The following is a 15,641-nucleotide window of genomic DNA, read 5'->3' as shown; positions in this document are numbered from 1 at the left end:
TTACCTGAAGGTAGGCGTTATGGCAGCAATAAGAGTGGTCCAAGCGCGAGGATTTGAGGGAACGTTGCAGCCAGATTGAACGGGACATGTTCCCCTTCTGCCCTTCCAGAAATATTGGAGCGGTACGTTGGCCTGACTGAAATCGGCTTCGCCTCGTGCGTTAGCCCAAGCAATAAAAAACCGACCTTTTGCAGGTCGGTTTTTGATACATCACCAAAACTTATGCACGTTTTTCCGGTTTTTATAGCCTGAAAAAATATGTATACGAATTAGAGAGTTAGCCAAGGTTTCTGACGGATTTCAGAAAAACCGTACACAGGTTATCCACAAAATCACGCTGGGACTTTTTCAGGGCTTGCTGCCGGTGCAACAGGCGAGCCCATCGCGCGCTGTGCGTCCTCGTTCCAGGCTTGCACACGGTCATTCAACGCAGCAATGGCGCGCGGGCCTGTGCCTTCTGCGTGCATCGGTTCGCCAATCACCACCTGAATAGTGCCCGGCTTTTTCGCCCAGCCATCTCGAGGCCAGTATTTGCCAGCGTTATGCGCGATAGGCAGGACTGGCAGATCAGCGTTTACCGCCAACGCAGTACCGCCGCGAGAGAATTTTCCGACTTGGCCATAAGGTACGCGTGTACCCTCCGGGAAGATCAGCACCCAGACGCCATCCTTTAGGAGTTCGTCGCCTTTCTTGGCGATTTCCCGCAGTGCGGCTTTAGGGTTATCACGGTCAATGGCAATGGGGCGCAGCATCGCCATGGCCCAGCCGAAGAACGGCACATACAGCAGTTCACGCTTGAGGACCTGGCTCATCGGCTCGAAGTACGCCGACAGGAAGAAAGTCTCCCAGGTGCTCTGATGGTTGGAGATGATCACGCAGGGGGTTTTCGGTACGTTTTCGGCGCCAGTCACTTCAACCTGGATGTTCAGAAACACCTTGGTCAGCCAGATGGCGCAGCGGCACCAATAGACGTTAATGAAGCGATAGCGGGCTTTGAACGGCAGAAAAGGCGCAATGAAAAAACTCAACGTGCACCACAACAGCGAGCTGGTGCCCAGCAACAGGTAAAAGAAGAAGGTCCTGATTGCCTGCATGATCGACATAGTTACGTTTACCGTACGGGCAGGTGCCCGCTCCTTGAGCGTCCTGAACCTGACGAGCTAATTGTTCAGTGAGGCGCTGTTGTGGATAAGCTCTGCGGCAACCGCCGCCAGATCGTCAAAAATCAACGTGCCTGCTGGCACTCCGTCGTCCATCGTTTTACGACCCTTGCCGGTCATCACCAGCACAGGCTGAGAATCGACGGCCAATGCGGCCTGCAGGTCACCTTTACTGTCGCCCACAAACCAGAGACCTTTGGGGTCTGCTGCGTAATGAAGGGCGATGGCCTTCAGCATGCCGGGTTTAGGCTTGCGGCAGCTACAGCCATCGTCTGGCCCATGCGGGCAATAGACGATCAAACCGACCTCGCCACCCTGCTCTGCCACCAGCTTGCGCAAGCGCGCATGCATGGCATCCAGCGTGGCCAGATCATAATAACCTCGGGCAATGCCCGACTGGTTGGTGGCGACCGCCACCGTCCAGCCGGCCTTGCTCAGATCTGCGATAGCCTCGATCGAGCCGGGAATAGGCACCCACTCCTTCACGGACTTTATGTAAGCATCGGAGTCATGGTTGATGACTCCGTCTCGATCAAGTATCAGCAGTTTCACCATCGACCCCTTCTCAGCCCAGCAGCGAAATATCGGCAACGCCAAGGAACAGGCCGCGCAAACGCGACAACAAGGCATAGCGGTTGGCGCGCACATTGGCGTCTTCCGCGTTGACCATTACCGCTTCGAAGAATGCATCGACCGGCTCACGCAGCATCGCCAGACGCGCCAGCGATTCGCTGTATTGACGCTCGGCAGCCATCGGCTGGACCGCGTGGTCAGCCTGCTGAATAGCCGAGTACAGCGAAAACTCGTTGGCGTTGTCGAAATACTTGGGCTCGACGGTCTGGGCAATGCTGCCCTCGGCCTTGCTCAACAGGTTCGATACGCGCTTGTTCACCGCGGCCAGTGCAGCGGCCTGTGGCAGTTTGCGGAAAGCCTGGACCGCCTGAACACGCTGATCGAAATCCAGCGCCGAAGCAGGTTGCAGCGCACGTACCGAGAGGTACACAGCCACATCGACGCCTTCGTCTTCATAACGCGCACGCAGACGGTCGAAGATGAAGTCGAGTACCTGCTCCGCCAGACCGGCAGGCTTGATCTTCGCGCCAAACTGCGTGACTGCGAATTTCACCGTTTCGACCAGGTTCAGGTCGAGCTTCTTCTCGATCAGAATACGCAGGATACCCAACGCAGCACGACGCAGCGCATAGGGGTCTTTGCTGCCGGTGGGCAGCATGCCGATACCGAAGATACCGACCAGCGTGTCGAGTTTGTCGGCGATGGCCACCGCAGCGCCAGTCAGCGTTGTCGGCAGTTCGGCGCCCGCGCCACGTGGCATGTACTGCTCGTTGAGCGCCAGCGCGACATCTTCAGGCTCGCCGTCGGCCTTGGCGTAGTAATAACCGGCGATACCCTGCATTTCCGGGAACTCGCCGACCATTTCGCTCGACAGGTCGCACTTGGACAGCAGACCAGCGCGTGCAGCACGCTGGGCGTCGCCGCCGATGCGTGGGGCGATGTAGGCAGCCAGTTTCGAGACGCGCTCGGCCTTGTCGAACACGCTACCCAATTGCGCCTGGAACACGACGTTTTTCAGACGATCGTTGAAGGTTTCCAGCTTCTGCTTCTTGTCTTGCTTGAAGAAGAACTCGGCGTCGGTCAGGCGTGGACGAACCACCTTCTCGTTACCGGCGATGATCTGTGCCGGGTCCTTGCTCTCGATGTTGGCCACGGTGATGAAGCGCGGCAGCAGCTTGCCGTCGACATCTAGCAGGCAGAAGTATTTCTGGTTGTCCTGCATGGTGGTAATCAAGGCTTCCTGAGGGACTTCCAGGAAGCGCTCTTCGAATGAACACACCAGCGGAACCGGCCATTCGACCAGACCGGCCACTTCGTCCAGCAGACTTGGCGGTACGATGGCGGTGCCTTCCTGTTGGGTGGCCAGCTCGTCGACGCGCTTGCTGATGATCTGGCGACGTTCATTGAAGTCGGCCAGCACATGAGCGGCGCGCAGGTCGCTGAGGTAACCGGCAGGCGAAGAAATACGCACGTCTTGCGGGTGATGGAAGCGATGACCGCGAGAATGACGACCCGCGCTCTGGGCGAGGATCGTGCAGTCAACCACCTGATCACCGAACAGCATTACCAGCCACTGAGTCGGACGCACAAACTCTTCCTTGCGGGCACCCCAGCGCATGCGCTTGGCAATCGGCAGGTCGTTCAGCGAGTCTTCGACGATGGTTGGCAGCAGCGACGTGGTCGGCTTGCCGAGGATGGTCTGGCTGTAGCGCAGTTTCGGGCCGCTCTGATCGATTTCGCTCAGATCGACGCCGCACTTCTTGGCAAAGCCCAAAGCAGCCTGCGTCGGGTTACCGTCCGCATCGAACGCTGCCTGACGCGGCGGGCCGTCGAGGTTGACGCTGCGATCCGGTTGTTGCGTGGCCAGCTCGGTGATCAGCACGGCCAGGCGACGCGGTGCGGCGTAGACCTGTTTGGCGCTGTAGGTCAGACCTGCGCCCGACAGGCCTTTTTCAATACCGGCCAGAAATGCATCTGCCAGGGAAACGAGGGTCTTGGGTGGCAGTTCTTCAGTGCCCAGTTCAACCAGAAAATCTTGAGCACTCATTGCGCTGCCTCCAGCTTGGCCAACACTTCATCGCGTAGATCGGGCGGCGCCATCGGGAAACCGAGACGGGCGCGGGCCTGCAGGTAGGCCTGAGCCACCGAGCGGGCCAGCGTGCGTACGCGCAGGATGTATTGCTGACGCGCGGTCACGGAAATCGCCCGGCGGGCATCCAGCAGGTTGAAGGTGTGCGAGGCCTTGAGGACCATTTCGTAGCCGGGCAATGGCAGCTCCAGCTCGATCAGGCGTGCGGCTTCGCTTTCGTAGAAGTCGAACAGCTCGAACAGTTTGTCGACGTTGGCGTGTTCGAAGTTGTAGGTCGACTGCTCCACCTCGTTCTGGTGGAACACGTCGCCGTAGGTCACTTTGCCGAACGGGCCGTCAGCCCAGACCAGATCGTAGACCGAGTCCACGCCTTGCTGGTACATGGCCAGACGCTCAAGGCCGTAAGTGATTTCGCCGGTAACCGGGTAGCACTCCAGGCCGCCGACCTGCTGGAAGTAGGTGAACTGCGAGACTTCCATACCGTTGAGCCAGATCTCCCAGCCCAGACCCCAGGCGCCCAGCGTCGGCGATTCCCAGTTGTCTTCGACGAAACGCACGTCGTGCACCAGCGGATCGAGGCCGATGTGCTTGAGCGAACCCAGGTACAGTTCCTGGAAGTTGTCCGGGTTGGGCTTGAGAATTACCTGGAACTGATAGTAATGCTGCAGGCGGTTGGGGTTTTCGCCGTAGCGGCCGTCAGTCGGGCGACGGCTTGGCTGTACGTAAGCGGCGTTCCAGGTTTCCGGGCCTACGGCGCGCAGAAACGTGGCAGTGTGGAACGTGCCGGCGCCTACTTCCATATCGTAGGGCTGAAGTACCACGCAACCTTGTTCTGCCCAGTATTGCTGGAGGGCGAGGATCAAGTCTTGGAAGGTACGCACGGCTGGCGTAGGCTGGCTCACAAATTTCACCTGTGCTGGGCTGCGATTCAAAGAGCGGGAGTATACCCGATTCGGCCGCACGTCCACTCCTTGGGAGCCCTATGACACGCTGCTTTTGGTGCAACGAAGACCCCCTGTACATCGCTTATCACGATCAGGAGTGGGGAGTGCCGCTGCGCGATGCGCAGAAGCTCTTCGAGTTGCTTTTGCTCGAAGGGTTCCAGGCCGGGCTGTCGTGGATCACGATTCTCAAGCGTCGGGCGCGTTATCGCGAAGTGCTGCACGGCTTTGACGTCGAGCGCCTGGCGCAGCTGAGCGATGCCGAAATAGAGGCGCTGATGCTCGATCCGAGCATTATCCGCAATCGCCTCAAGCTCAAGGCCGTGCGCACCAATGCGCGAGCCTGGCTGGCGCTGCAAGACCCGGTCGGTCTGCTCTGGTCGTTTGTCGGTGGCGAGCCGAAGATCAACCATTTCAAGGATCGCAGTGAGGTGCCGGCGATTACCTCCGAGGCCGAAGCGATGAGCAAGGCGCTGAAAAAGGCCGGCTTCACGTTTGTCGGCCCGACCATCTGTTATGCGTATATGCAGGCCAGCGGTATGGTCATGGATCACACTGTGGATTGTGATCGGTATGCGATCCTGAGCCGCTGACGGTTACACTACCCGCCTCGAGAATCTGGGAGTCATCTGTGGATAAGTTCAAAGGCGCCGTAATGGTCGGGGCGTTGCGATTGTTTGCGCTGTTGCCGTGGCGCGCGGTGCAATGGGCAGGTACCGCGATTGGCTGGCTGATGTGGAAGCTGCCCAACCGCTCGCGTGAAGTGGCACGGATCAACCTGTCCAAGTGCTTCCCCGAGTTGAGTGAGCCCGAGCTGGAAAAGCTCGTTGGCCGCAGCCTCATGGACATCGGCAAGACCTTGACCGAAAGCGCTTGTGCGTGGATCTGGCCTGCGCAGAAATCGATCAACCTGGTGCGTGAAGTCGAAGGGCTTGATGTGCTCAAGGAAGCGCTGGCTTCCGGCAAGGGCGTGGTTGGTATCACCAGTCACCTGGGCAACTGGGAAGTGCTCAATCACTTCTACTGCAGCCAGTGCAAGCCGATCATTTTCTATCGTCCTCCCAAGCTGAAAGCCGTGGACGACCTGTTGCGCAAGCAGCGTGTGCAGTTGGGCAACCGCGTGGCGGCGTCGACCAAGGAAGGCATTCTCAGTGTCATCAAGGAAGTGCGCAAAGGCGGCTCGGTGGGTATTCCGGCCGATCCGGAGCCGGCTGAATCAGCGGGCATTTTCGTGCCCTTCTGCGGCACCCAGGCGCTGACCAGCAAATTCGTACCGAACATGCTCGCTGGAGGCAAGGCTGTCGGCGTATTCCTGCACGCCATGCGCCTGCCGGACGGCTCGGGTTACAAAGTGGTACTCGAAGCGGCCCCTGAAGCCATGTACAGCACCGACACCGAAACCTCGGCAGCGGCGATGAGCAAAGTGGTCGAGAAATACGTGCGAGCCTACCCGAGCCAGTACATGTGGACCATGAAACGCTTCAAGAAACGCCCGCCAGGCGAAGCGCGCTGGTACTAGGAAAGATCGGACGCGGAGCGTCCAGAACTGCATGCGACGCGGAGCGCCGCACGATAGTCAGGTTATCGTTCCTCACGCTCCAGCGTGGGAATGCCGTGCGTGACGCTCCGCGTCACAGATTTGCGCCTCGCCTCGCATTCAAGATCGGACGCAGAGCGTCCAGAACTGCATGCGACGCGGAGCGCCGCACGATGGTTAAGGTTATCGTTCCGCACTGGGTTCAACTGGCCGCCGCAATCAACCCGCGCCGTTCCAGTGCCACTTGCGTCCCCTCCGAACTCATCCGCACCAGATTCACCGGGATGGATTTGGCCGCAGGGGTGTTGCCGTGTTTATCCCGATTGGCCAGTGGCAGCAGGCCGTTGGTTTCCGGGTAGTACGCCGCGCAGCAGCCTTGCGGCACGTCGTAGGGGATGACTTTGAAACCCGCTGCACGCCGCGTCGTGGTCGGGTCGAGCGCTGTCTGAAACTCAATGTAGTCTCCGGCCTTCAGCCCCAGGCGTTCGATGTCCTGTGGGTTGAGCATCACCACCATGCGGTCGCCAAAGATGTCCCGATAACGGTCATCGTTGGAATACACCGTGGTGTTGAACTGGTCATGGCTGCGGATCGTCATCAACTGCAAATGCTCCGCGCCCGGTGGCGTGTCGTCTTCGTCGTAGACGCCTTCGGGAAAGAGGAAGTTGGCCTTGCCCGACTCGGTGTCCCACTTGCGCTCGCTGGCGGCGTTGGGCAGACGAAAACCTCCAGGCTCAAGAATTCGCTGATTGAAGTCATAAAACTGCTCGGGCAACACTTCTTCGATCTTGTCGCGAATCCTGGCGTAGTCACCCACATAGCTGTCCCAGTCCACCTTAGGATTGGGCGCAAGCGTCGCTTTGGCGATACCGGCAATGATGGCGACTTCGGAAATCAGATGTTTCGACGCAGGCTCGAGCATGCCGGTCGAACCGTGCACCATCGACATCGCGTCTTCCACCGTAATGGTCTGCGCCACGCCGTTCTGCAGGTCGCGTTCCGAACGCGCCACGCATGGCAGCAGAAAGGCCTTCTGTCCATGCACCGTCGCGCTGCGGTTGAGTTTGGTGTTGACCAGCACCGTCATTTTCAGGCGGCTGACGGTCGGGCAGATCACATCAGTGTCCGGAATAGCGCGGAATAAATTACCGCCCATGGAAATAAGGGCTTCCACCTCGCCACGCAACAGGGCTTCGCAGGTCTGGGCCACGGCATGGCCTTTTTTTCTGGACGCCTCGAAACAGAACACTTTGCTCATGCTGGCCAGAAACGGTTCGCCGGCCTTTTCATAGATGCCCATCGTCCTGTCGCCCTGTACGTTGGAATGCCCACGCACCGGGCAAGCCCCCGCACCGAGCTTGCCGATGTTGCCGCGCAACAGCAGCAGGTTGATGATCTGCTGCATCGCATCACCGCCACGCTTGTGCTGAGTGACGCCCATCCCCCAGCAGCAGATAACCCCCTTCGAGCGTTTATAGACTGCCGCTACCTCTTCGATGGCCTGACGCGTCAGACCCGAATGGCGCTCGATGATGTCCCACGGCAACTGTCGGCAATAATCGGCGTACTGCTCAAAGCCATGGGTGTGTTCTTCAATGAACGCCACATCAAGGACGCGCGGCAGGTTTTCACGCTGCGCCACGTCATCGGCTTCGATCACGGCCTTGCAAACGCCTTGCAGGGCGATCATGTCGCCGCCGATCCTGACCTGATGATACTGCGAGCTGATTTCCACCCCATGCAGACTGAGCATGTCGCGCGGGTCCTGCGGCGCCGCAAAGCGTACCAGCGCCCTTTCCCGCAGGGGGTTGAACGAGATGATGCTGGCACCCCGTTTTGCGGCCGCGTGCAGTTCGGACATCATGCGCGGGCTGTTGCTTCCGGGGTTCTGGCCGATGATGAAAATCGCGTCGGCGTTCTCGAAATCTTCCAGCGTCGTGGTGCCCTTGCCGACCCCGATCGACTCGGGCAGCGCCGCAGTGGTGGTTTCATGGCACATGTTCGAGCAGTCAGGGAAGTTGGCCATGCCGTACAGCCGACCGAACAGCTGATACAGAAAGGCGGCTTCGTTCGACGTGCGCCCGGAGGTGTACAGCTCCAGCTTCCACGGATCGCTCAAGCCGCGCAGCTCTTCGCCGATCTCGGCGAACGCTTCGTCCCAGGTGACGGGCAGGTATTTGTCAGTGGCGGCGTCGTAGCGCATCGGCTCGGTGATACGGCCTTCTGCTTCCAGCTCGTGATCGCTCCAGGTCGCCAGTTCGCTGACCGTATGCCGGGCGAAAAACTCAGGCGTCACGCGTTTTTTGGTCGATTCCCAGGCCAGTGCCTTGGCACCGTTCTCGCAGTATTCAAAGGTGTGCGGCTTCTTCGGGTCCGGCCAGGAGCAACTCGGGCAGTCGAAGCCGCCAGGCTTGTTCATGGACATCAGCGTGCGGTTGCCCTTGATCAGCACATGCTGGTGCAACAGGTGCTTATTGACCGCGCTGAGCGCAGGCCAGCCACCCGCAGGTGTGCCGTCGGTTTGTGAGCCTTGAAGGGTGACTTTGGATTCAGGCATTGCTTATGTTCTCTCTGGTAACGCCCGTCAAAGGCATAGCGCGCGTATGTGTGATACGCGCGCTTAGAGAGAATTCGTCCGAGTCGACGAGCGTTGCCGACCAGACAGGTCGGCAAGAGGTTCAGTCAGGGAGCAGGCTGTTCAGGGCCTGTTCAGAAAAAGCTCAACCCCACCTGAAACAGCCGCTCCACTTCACGGATGCACTTTTTATCCACAAGGAACATGATCACATGGTCACCGGATTCGATCACGGTGATGTCGTGGGCGATGAGCACCTGTTCGTCGCGGATGATCGCACCGATTGCCGTGCCGGTCGGCAGGTTGATGTCCTTGATGGCGCGACCGACCACTTTGCTGGATTTCGGGTCGCCGTGTGCGACGATCTCTATAGCTTCGGCTGCACCGCGCCGTAACGAGTGCACGCTGACGATATCGCCCCGTCGCACATGAGCCAGCAGCGTGCCGATGGTTGCCAGCTGCGGGCTGACCGCAACGTCGATTTCGCCACCCTGGACCAGATCGACGTAGGCCGGGTTATTGATCAGCGTCATCACCTTGCGCGCGCCCAGACGCTTGGCCAGCAGCGACGACATGATGTTGGCTTCATCGTCGTTGGTCAGCGCCAGGAACAGGTCGGTATTGTTGATGTTTTCTTCCATCAGCAAATCACGATCCGATGAGCTGCCCTGTAGCACCACCGTACTGTCCAGATGCTCCGACAGATAGCGGCAGCGCGCCGGGTTTACTTCGATGATCTTTACCTGATAGCGGCTTTCAATGGCTTCAGCCAGACGCTCACCGATGTTGCCGCCGCCTGCAATGACGATGCGCTTGTAGTTCTCGTCCAGACGCCTCAGTTCACCCATCACCGCACGAATGTCGGCCTTGGCGGCGATGAAGAACACCTCGTCGTCGGCTTCGATGACCGTATCGCCGTGGGGCAGGATCGCCCGGTCGCGCCGATAGATCGCCGCGATACGGGTGTCGACATTGGGCATGTGCGCGCGCAACTGGCGCAGCTGCTGGCCTACCAATGCGCCGCCGTAATAGGCTTTGACCGCGACCAGTTGTGCCTTGCCTTCGGCGAAATCGATGACCTGTAGCGCGCCGGGGTACTCGATCAGGCGCTTGATGTAATTGGTGACCACCTGTTCCGGGCTGATCAACACGTCGACCGGAATCGCGTTTTTATCGAACAGGCCCGCGCGTGTCAGGTACGCCGCTTCGCGGATGCGCGCGATCTTGGTCGGCGTGTGGAACAGCGTGTGGGCCACCTGGCAGGCGATCATATTGGCTTCGTCGCTGCTGGTCACCGCGACCAGCATGTCGGCGTCGTCCGCGCCCGCCTGGCGCAGAACTGCGGGATAGGAGCCCTTGCCCTGCACGGTACGGATATCCAGGCGGTCGCCCAGATCGCGTAACCGGTCGCCATCGGTGTCGACCACGGTAATGTCGTTGGCTTCGCCCGCCAGATGCTCGGCCAGCGTACCGCCTACCTGACCTGCACCCAGAATGATGATTTTCACCTGCTTACTCCCGCGCCGCTGCGATCTTGATCAGTTTGGCGTAGTAGAAACCGTCGTGGCCGCCTTGCTGGGCCAGCAGCTGGCGACCATGGGCTTGCTTGATACCTGCGGGTGGCTGTCCGGCCTGACCGGCGATATCCAGTTCTCTGGCCCCGGAGGTGCGGGCCAGAAACGCCTCGATGACGTCGGTATTTTCAGTCGGTAGTGTCGAACAGGTCGCGTAAACCAGCATGCCGCCTACTTGCAGCGTAGGCCACAACGCGTCGAGCAGTTCGCCCTGCAGGCTAGCGAGCGCGGCGATGTCATCCAGTTGGCGGGTCAGCTTGATGTCCGGGTGGCGACGGATTACACCCGTTGCCGAGCACGGCGCGTCGAGCAGGATGCGCTGGAACGGCTTGCCGTCCCACCACTGCGCCGTTTCGCGGGCGTCGGCAGCGATCAGCTCGGCGTCCAGCCCCAGACGATCAAGGTTTTCACGCACGCGCACCAGGCGCTTGGCTTCGAGGTCCACCGCCACTACGCCGCTCAATTGCGGCTGCACTTCCAGCAAATGGCAGGTCTTGCCACCTGGCGCGCAACAGGCGTCGAGTACCCGTTGCCCGGGCGCGAGCTCCAGCAGGTCGGCGGCCAGTTGCGCGGCTTCGTCCTGAACGCTGATCCAGCCTTCGGCAAAGCCCGGCAGCGAGCGCACGTCGCAGGGCTCGGCAAGTACGATGCCGTCCTGACTGAAGGTGCACGCGCTGGCTTGCAGCCCGGCAGTGTTCAGCAGCTCAAGGTACTGGTCGCGGCTGTTATGCCGACGGTTGACCCGCAAAATCATCGGCGGATGCGCATTATTGGCTGCGCAGATCGCTTCCCATTGCTCCGGCCAGGCGGCTTTCAGGGCTTTTTGCAGCCAGCGCGGGTGGGCGGTGCGCACCACCGGGTCGTGTTCCAGCTCGATCAACAGTGCCTCGCCATCACGTTGCGCGTTGCGCAGCACGGCGTTGAGCAAGCCTTTGGCCCACGGTTTTTTCAGCTTGTCAGCGCAGCCAACGGTTTCACCAATGGCCGCATGCGCAGGAATTCGGCTGTAAAACAGCTGGTAAAGCCCCACCAGCAGCAACGCTTCGACGTCGGCATCAGCGGTCTTGAAGGGTTTTTGCAACAGTTTGGCTGCCAGTGCCGACAGGCGTGGCTGCCAGCGTGCGGTGCCGAACGCCAGATCCTGAGTCAGACCGCGATCACGCACCTCGACCTTGTCCAGTTGAGCAGGCAACGAACTGTTCAGCGACGCCTTGCCGCTGAGCACAGCAGCCAGGGCCTTGGCGGCGGCCAGACGCGGGTTCATTGGCCCAGCACCGTGCCGATGGCGAATTTCTCGCGACGGCTGTTGAACAGATCAGCAAAATTCAGCGGCTTGCCACCCGGCAGTTGCAGACGGGTCAGGCGCAGGGCGTTCTGGCCGCAGGCGACGATCAGGCCGTCCTTGCTGGCGCTGAGGATAGTTCCCGGTACGCCCTGCCCTTCGGCCAGATCGGCTGCCAGCACTTTCAGGGTTTCTTCGTTCAGCATGCTGTGGCAGATCGGCCACGGGTTGAAGGCGCGGATCAGACGTTCCAGCTCATCGGCCGGACGTGTCCAGTCGAGACGCGCCTCATCCTTGTTCAATTTATGAGCGTAATTGGCCAGGCTGTCATCCTGAACCTCTCCGACCAGCGAACCGTCCGCCAGACCGGCAATGGCCTGCAACACCGCTGGTGGGCCGAGTTCGGCCAGACGGTCATGCAGCGTGCCACCGGTGTCCTGTGCGGTGATCGGAGTGACGGCCTTGAGCAGCATCGGCCCGGTGTCCAGACCTGCTTCCATTTGCATCACGGTCACACCGCTCTCGGCATCACCGGCCTGCACCGCGCGCTGAATCGGCGCAGCGCCGCGCCAGCGTGGCAGCAGCGACGCATGGCTGTTGATGCAGCCCAGCCGCGGGATATCCAGCACCACCTGCGGCAGAATCAAGCCGTAGGCGACCACCACCATCAAATCAGGCTTGAGCGCAGCCAGTTCTGCCTGCGCCTCAGGGGCGCGCAGCGTGGGCGGCTGCATGACCGGGATATCATGCTGCAGTGCCAGTTGCTTGACCGGGCTGGGCATCAGCTTTTGTCCACGACCGGCCGGGCGATCAGGCTGGGTGTACACGGCGACGATCTGGTAAGGGCTGTCGAGCAGGGCCTTGAGGTGTTCGGCGGCAAATTCCGGGGTGCCGGCGAAGACGATGCGCAGTGGCTCAGTCATGGGCTTCTCGTTCTAAAAAAACAAAAAGGCCTTGTGCAGGCCTTTTGGAGGGACGAAGGATCAAGCGTTCAGCTTGTGCTGTTTCTCGAGTTTTTTCTTGATCCGGTCGCGCTTGAGGTTAGAGAGGTAATCAACGAACAGCTTGCCGTTCAGGTGATCGCACTCATGCTGGATGCAGATGGCGAGCAGGCCTTCGGCAACCATTTCGTAAGGCTTGCCGTCACGGTCCAGCGCTTTGACGCGGACCTTTTGCGGACGGTCGACGTTCTCGTAGAAACCGGGTACCGACAGGCAGCCTTCCTGATACTGATCCATTTCATCGGTCAGTTTTTCGATTTCAGGGTTGATGAAGACCATCGGTTCGCTGCGGTCTTCGCTCAGGTCCATGACAACCACACGCTTGTGGACATTGACCTGCGTGGCTGCCAGCCCGATGCCGGGCGCTTCGTACATGGTTTCAAACATGTCGTCGACCAACTGGCGAATGCCTTCGTCTACCATCGCCACAGGTTTGGCGATGGTGCGCAGGCGCGAATCGGGAAATTCGAGGATGTTTAGAATGGCCATATACGTAAGAGCTGCACTGTTAAGGTAAAGTCAATGTTGGGTGCCGGGCCCGGGAGTTCAAGGCAGGCAGCCCAGGACAGGACTCTAGGGTTCGCGTGAGGCAACATGATAAAGGGATTCACCGCATGAGGAAATCACTACTCGCCCTGCTGCTGCTGACCGCCAGCGGTCTTGCGCAGGCGCAAGTGCAACTCAGGGAAGGCTATCCGCAGAGCTACACCGTTGTCGCCGGGGACACACTCTGGGACATTTCCGGCAAGTTTTTGCGTGAACCGTGGAAATGGCGCGAGATATGGCGGGCCAATCCGCAAGTCCATGATCCCGACCTGATCTACCCCGGTGACACTCTCGCGTTGACCTGGGTCGATGGTCAGCCGCGCGTGACGCTCAACCGCGGCGAGTCGCGCGGGACCATCAAATTGTCACCGCGTGTGCGCAGTACGCCGATGGTCGAGGCCATTCCGAGCATTCCGCTGGGGGCGATCAACGCATTCCTGATCAGCAATCGCATCGTCGACAATGCCGAGCAGTTCGAAAAGGCCCCCTACATCGTCGCGGGCAATGCCGAGCGCGTGCTCAGCGGTAGCGGTGACCGGGCCTATGCACGGGGCACGCTGGACCCGGCGCACACCGTCTACGGCATTTTCCGACAGGGCAAGACCTACACCGACCCACAGACCAAGGAAGTGCTGGGGATCAACGCGGATGACATCGGCAGCGCTGAGGTGGTTGCCTCCGAGGGCGACGTCTCGACTCTGGTTCTGCAGCGCTCTACGCAGGAAGTGCGCCTGGGCGACCGATTGTTCAGCAGCGAAGAGCGAGCGATCAACTCGACTTTCCTGCCCAGCGCCCCGCAAACGCCGATAGAAGGTTTGATTCTGGATGTGCCACGCGGGGTGACCCAGGTCAGCGTGCTGGATGTGGTCACCCTCAACAAAGGCAAACGTGACGGGCTGGCCGAGGGCAACGTGCTGGCGATCTACAAAACCAGCGAGACAGTGCGCGACCGGATCACCGGTGAACAGGTAAAAATCCCTGACGAACGGTCTGGCCTGCTCATGGTTTTCCGTACGTACGACAAGCTTAGTTACGCCTTGGTCCTGCAAGCCAACCGATCTTTGGCCATCATGGACAAGGTTCGAAATCCCTAAAGGTATGTTTCAGTTCTGCGACGGATTTGTGTGACGAGCCAGACACTTATCAAATTGTTGTCAACAGAGTTATCCACAGGTTTGTGCATCATCTGAGATGCACAATGGATCAGGGACGATCTTATGCCACTGTTCGAAAATGCCCTCTCTTCGCCAGCAGAGCTGGAAGCCCGTCTGCGCATGCATCGCTTGCCCGAGATAGGACCGAAACGCTTTTCCAGGCTGATCGAAGCCTTCGGTTCTGCGTCGTCTGCGCTGAGCGCACCGGCCAGTGCGTGGCGTGCGCTGGGTATTCCAGGTGCCTGCGCCGAGGCGCGTCGAGCCCCTTCCGTCAGGGACGGTGCCAGTGCTGCATTGGCCTGGCTGGAGCGTCCGGCCCAGCATTTGCTGATGTGGGACGACCCTTGCTACCCCGCGCTGCTGGCCGAGATCGCCGACCCACCGCCGCTGATCTTCATTGCCGGCGACCCTTCTATCCTTGAGCGTCCGCAGCTGGGCATGGTCGGCAGTCGTCGCGCTTCCAGACCCGGGCTGGACACTGCCAGAGCTTTTGCGCGCAGCCTGGCGGGCGCCGGTTTTGTGATCACCAGCGGTTTGGCGCGCGGCATTGACGGGGCTGCGCATCAGGGCGCACTGGATGTCGGTGGGCATACAATTGGTGTACTGGGCACCGGGCTTGAAAAACTTTATCCACAGCAGCATCGTGCGCTCGCCGCGCAGATGGCGGCGCAAGGTGGCGCGGTGATTTCCGAGTTCCCGCTGGACGCTGAACCACAGCCCAGCAACTTCCCGCGGCGCAACCGAATCATCAGCGGCCTGTCGCTCGGCGTGCTGGTGGTCGAGGCCAGTGTTGCCAGCGGCTCGTTGATTACCGCGCGACTGGCCGCCGAGCATGGGCGAGAGGTGTATGCGATACCGGGTTCGATTCACCACCCGGGTGCCAAGGGCTGCCACCAGTTGATACGCGACGGCGCAACGCTGGTCGAGACCGTTGAGCACATTCTTGAAGGCTTGCAGCACTGGAAGAGCGTTGCGCCCGCTGCAGCGCCCGAGACACCTGCCAAACCGGTGCCTTGCGACCATCCACTTCTGGCGCTGTTGCACGCTGCGCCGCATACCAGCGAGGGGTTATCGGTCTCCAGCGGCTGGCCGTTGCCCAAGGTACTGGCGGGCCTGACCGAGCTGGAACTGGACGGCAGAATAAGCTGTGAAGCGGGACGATGGTTCGCCAGAGCGCCCTGAGGTTAAACTGCCGTCAGGATTTAGCGG

The 15,641-nt window shown here is 60.2% G+C and carries 13 protein-coding genes; 4 read left to right on the top strand and 9 right to left on the bottom strand.

The genetic code is table 11. The features are described 5' to 3' along the window. Positions 1 to 332: 332 nt before the first annotated feature. Genes RYB09_RS08670 through glyQ form a run of 4 tightly spaced genes read right to left on the bottom strand, consistent with a single transcriptional unit; the run spans position 333 to position 4,724 of the window. Entirely contained in the window at positions 333 to 1,103 is a 771-nt protein-coding gene (locus RYB09_RS08670; RefSeq protein WP_219170679.1) for a lysophospholipid acyltransferase family protein, read from the bottom strand. A 57-nt stretch (positions 1,104 to 1,160) separates the two neighbouring features. Next, the gene (gene gmhB / locus RYB09_RS08665; RefSeq protein ID WP_044318634.1) at positions 1,161 to 1,715 is read right to left on the bottom strand and encodes a D-glycero-beta-D-manno-heptose 1,7-bisphosphate 7-phosphatase; all 555 of its coding nucleotides are present in this window, start codon (positions 1,713 to 1,715) and stop codon (positions 1,161 to 1,163) included. A 10-nt stretch (positions 1,716 to 1,725) separates the two neighbouring features. Then, positions 1,726 to 3,780, bottom strand: a complete 2,055-nt coding sequence (gene glyS / locus RYB09_RS08660) for a glycine--tRNA ligase subunit beta (protein WP_219170680.1) — start codon at positions 3,778 to 3,780, stop codon at positions 1,726 to 1,728. Beyond that, positions 3,777 to 4,724: a glycine--tRNA ligase subunit alpha gene (glyQ, locus tag RYB09_RS08655; protein WP_002551326.1), complete on the bottom strand. Its 948-nt coding sequence runs from the start codon at positions 4,722 to 4,724 to the stop codon at positions 3,777 to 3,779. The genes glyS and glyQ overlap by 4 nt, the downstream gene beginning before the upstream one ends. An 80-nt stretch (positions 4,725 to 4,804) precedes the next feature. Here glyQ and RYB09_RS08650 point away from each other — a divergent pair, with 80 nt between their 5' ends. Continuing rightward, on the top strand, positions 4,805 to 5,356 hold the full coding sequence (locus RYB09_RS08650) for a DNA-3-methyladenine glycosylase I (protein ID WP_044324732.1): 552 nt from the start codon (positions 4,805 to 4,807) through the stop codon (positions 5,354 to 5,356). A 38-nt stretch (positions 5,357 to 5,394) separates the two neighbouring features. Next, positions 5,395 to 6,282 carry a lysophospholipid acyltransferase gene (locus RYB09_RS08645; RefSeq protein ID WP_316887948.1) on the top strand — a complete coding sequence of 296 codons (888 nt, stop codon included), beginning with the start codon at positions 5,395 to 5,397 and terminating at the stop codon, positions 6,280 to 6,282. Between the two features lie 220 nt (positions 6,283 to 6,502). Here the strand turns inward: RYB09_RS08645 and RYB09_RS08640 are convergent, their stop codons facing one another. The 5 genes from RYB09_RS08640 to def form a co-directional block, all read right to left on the bottom strand. Beyond that, positions 6,503 to 8,857, bottom strand: coding sequence for an FdhF/YdeP family oxidoreductase (locus tag RYB09_RS08640; RefSeq protein ID WP_316887946.1), 2,355 nt, complete (start codon positions 8,855 to 8,857; stop codon positions 6,503 to 6,505). A gap of 152 nt (positions 8,858 to 9,009) precedes the next feature. Then, entirely contained in the window at positions 9,010 to 10,383 is a 1,374-nt protein-coding gene (trkA, locus tag RYB09_RS08635; RefSeq protein ID WP_005732751.1) for a Trk system potassium transporter TrkA, read from the bottom strand. A gap of 4 nt (positions 10,384 to 10,387) precedes the next feature. Next, entirely contained in the window at positions 10,388 to 11,713 is a 1,326-nt protein-coding gene (gene rsmB / locus RYB09_RS08630) for a 16S rRNA (cytosine(967)-C(5))-methyltransferase RsmB (RefSeq protein WP_122259326.1), read from the bottom strand. Next, positions 11,710 to 12,654 (bottom strand): methionyl-tRNA formyltransferase, encoded by a 945-nt coding sequence (gene fmt / locus RYB09_RS08625; RefSeq protein WP_058407684.1) that lies wholly within the window; start codon positions 12,652 to 12,654, stop codon positions 11,710 to 11,712. Before fmt ends, rsmB begins: the two co-directional genes overlap by 4 nt. A gap of 60 nt (positions 12,655 to 12,714) precedes the next feature. Next, entirely contained in the window at positions 12,715 to 13,221 is a 507-nt protein-coding gene (gene def / locus RYB09_RS08620) for a peptide deformylase (RefSeq protein ID WP_058402474.1), read from the bottom strand. A 125-nt stretch (positions 13,222 to 13,346) separates the two neighbouring features. Between def and RYB09_RS08615 the strand changes: the two genes are divergently transcribed. Both RYB09_RS08615 and dprA read left to right on the top strand, forming a co-directional pair. After that, positions 13,347 to 14,372: a LysM peptidoglycan-binding domain-containing protein gene (locus RYB09_RS08615; RefSeq protein WP_002551334.1), complete on the top strand. Its 1,026-nt coding sequence runs from the start codon at positions 13,347 to 13,349 to the stop codon at positions 14,370 to 14,372. 123 nt (positions 14,373 to 14,495) lie between these two features. Then, positions 14,496 to 15,614 carry a DNA-processing protein DprA gene (gene dprA, locus RYB09_RS08610; protein WP_058402473.1) on the top strand — a complete coding sequence of 373 codons (1,119 nt, stop codon included), beginning with the start codon at positions 14,496 to 14,498 and terminating at the stop codon, positions 15,612 to 15,614. Positions 15,615 to 15,641 lie beyond the last annotated feature (27 nt).

Origin of the sequence: Pseudomonas syringae group sp. J254-4, assembly GCF_032586855.1 — a bacterium.
In the GTDB taxonomy this organism is placed as follows: domain Bacteria; phylum Pseudomonadota; class Gammaproteobacteria; order Pseudomonadales; family Pseudomonadaceae; genus Aquipseudomonas; species Aquipseudomonas amygdali.
This window is presented reverse-complemented; position numbering and strand designations above follow the sequence as displayed.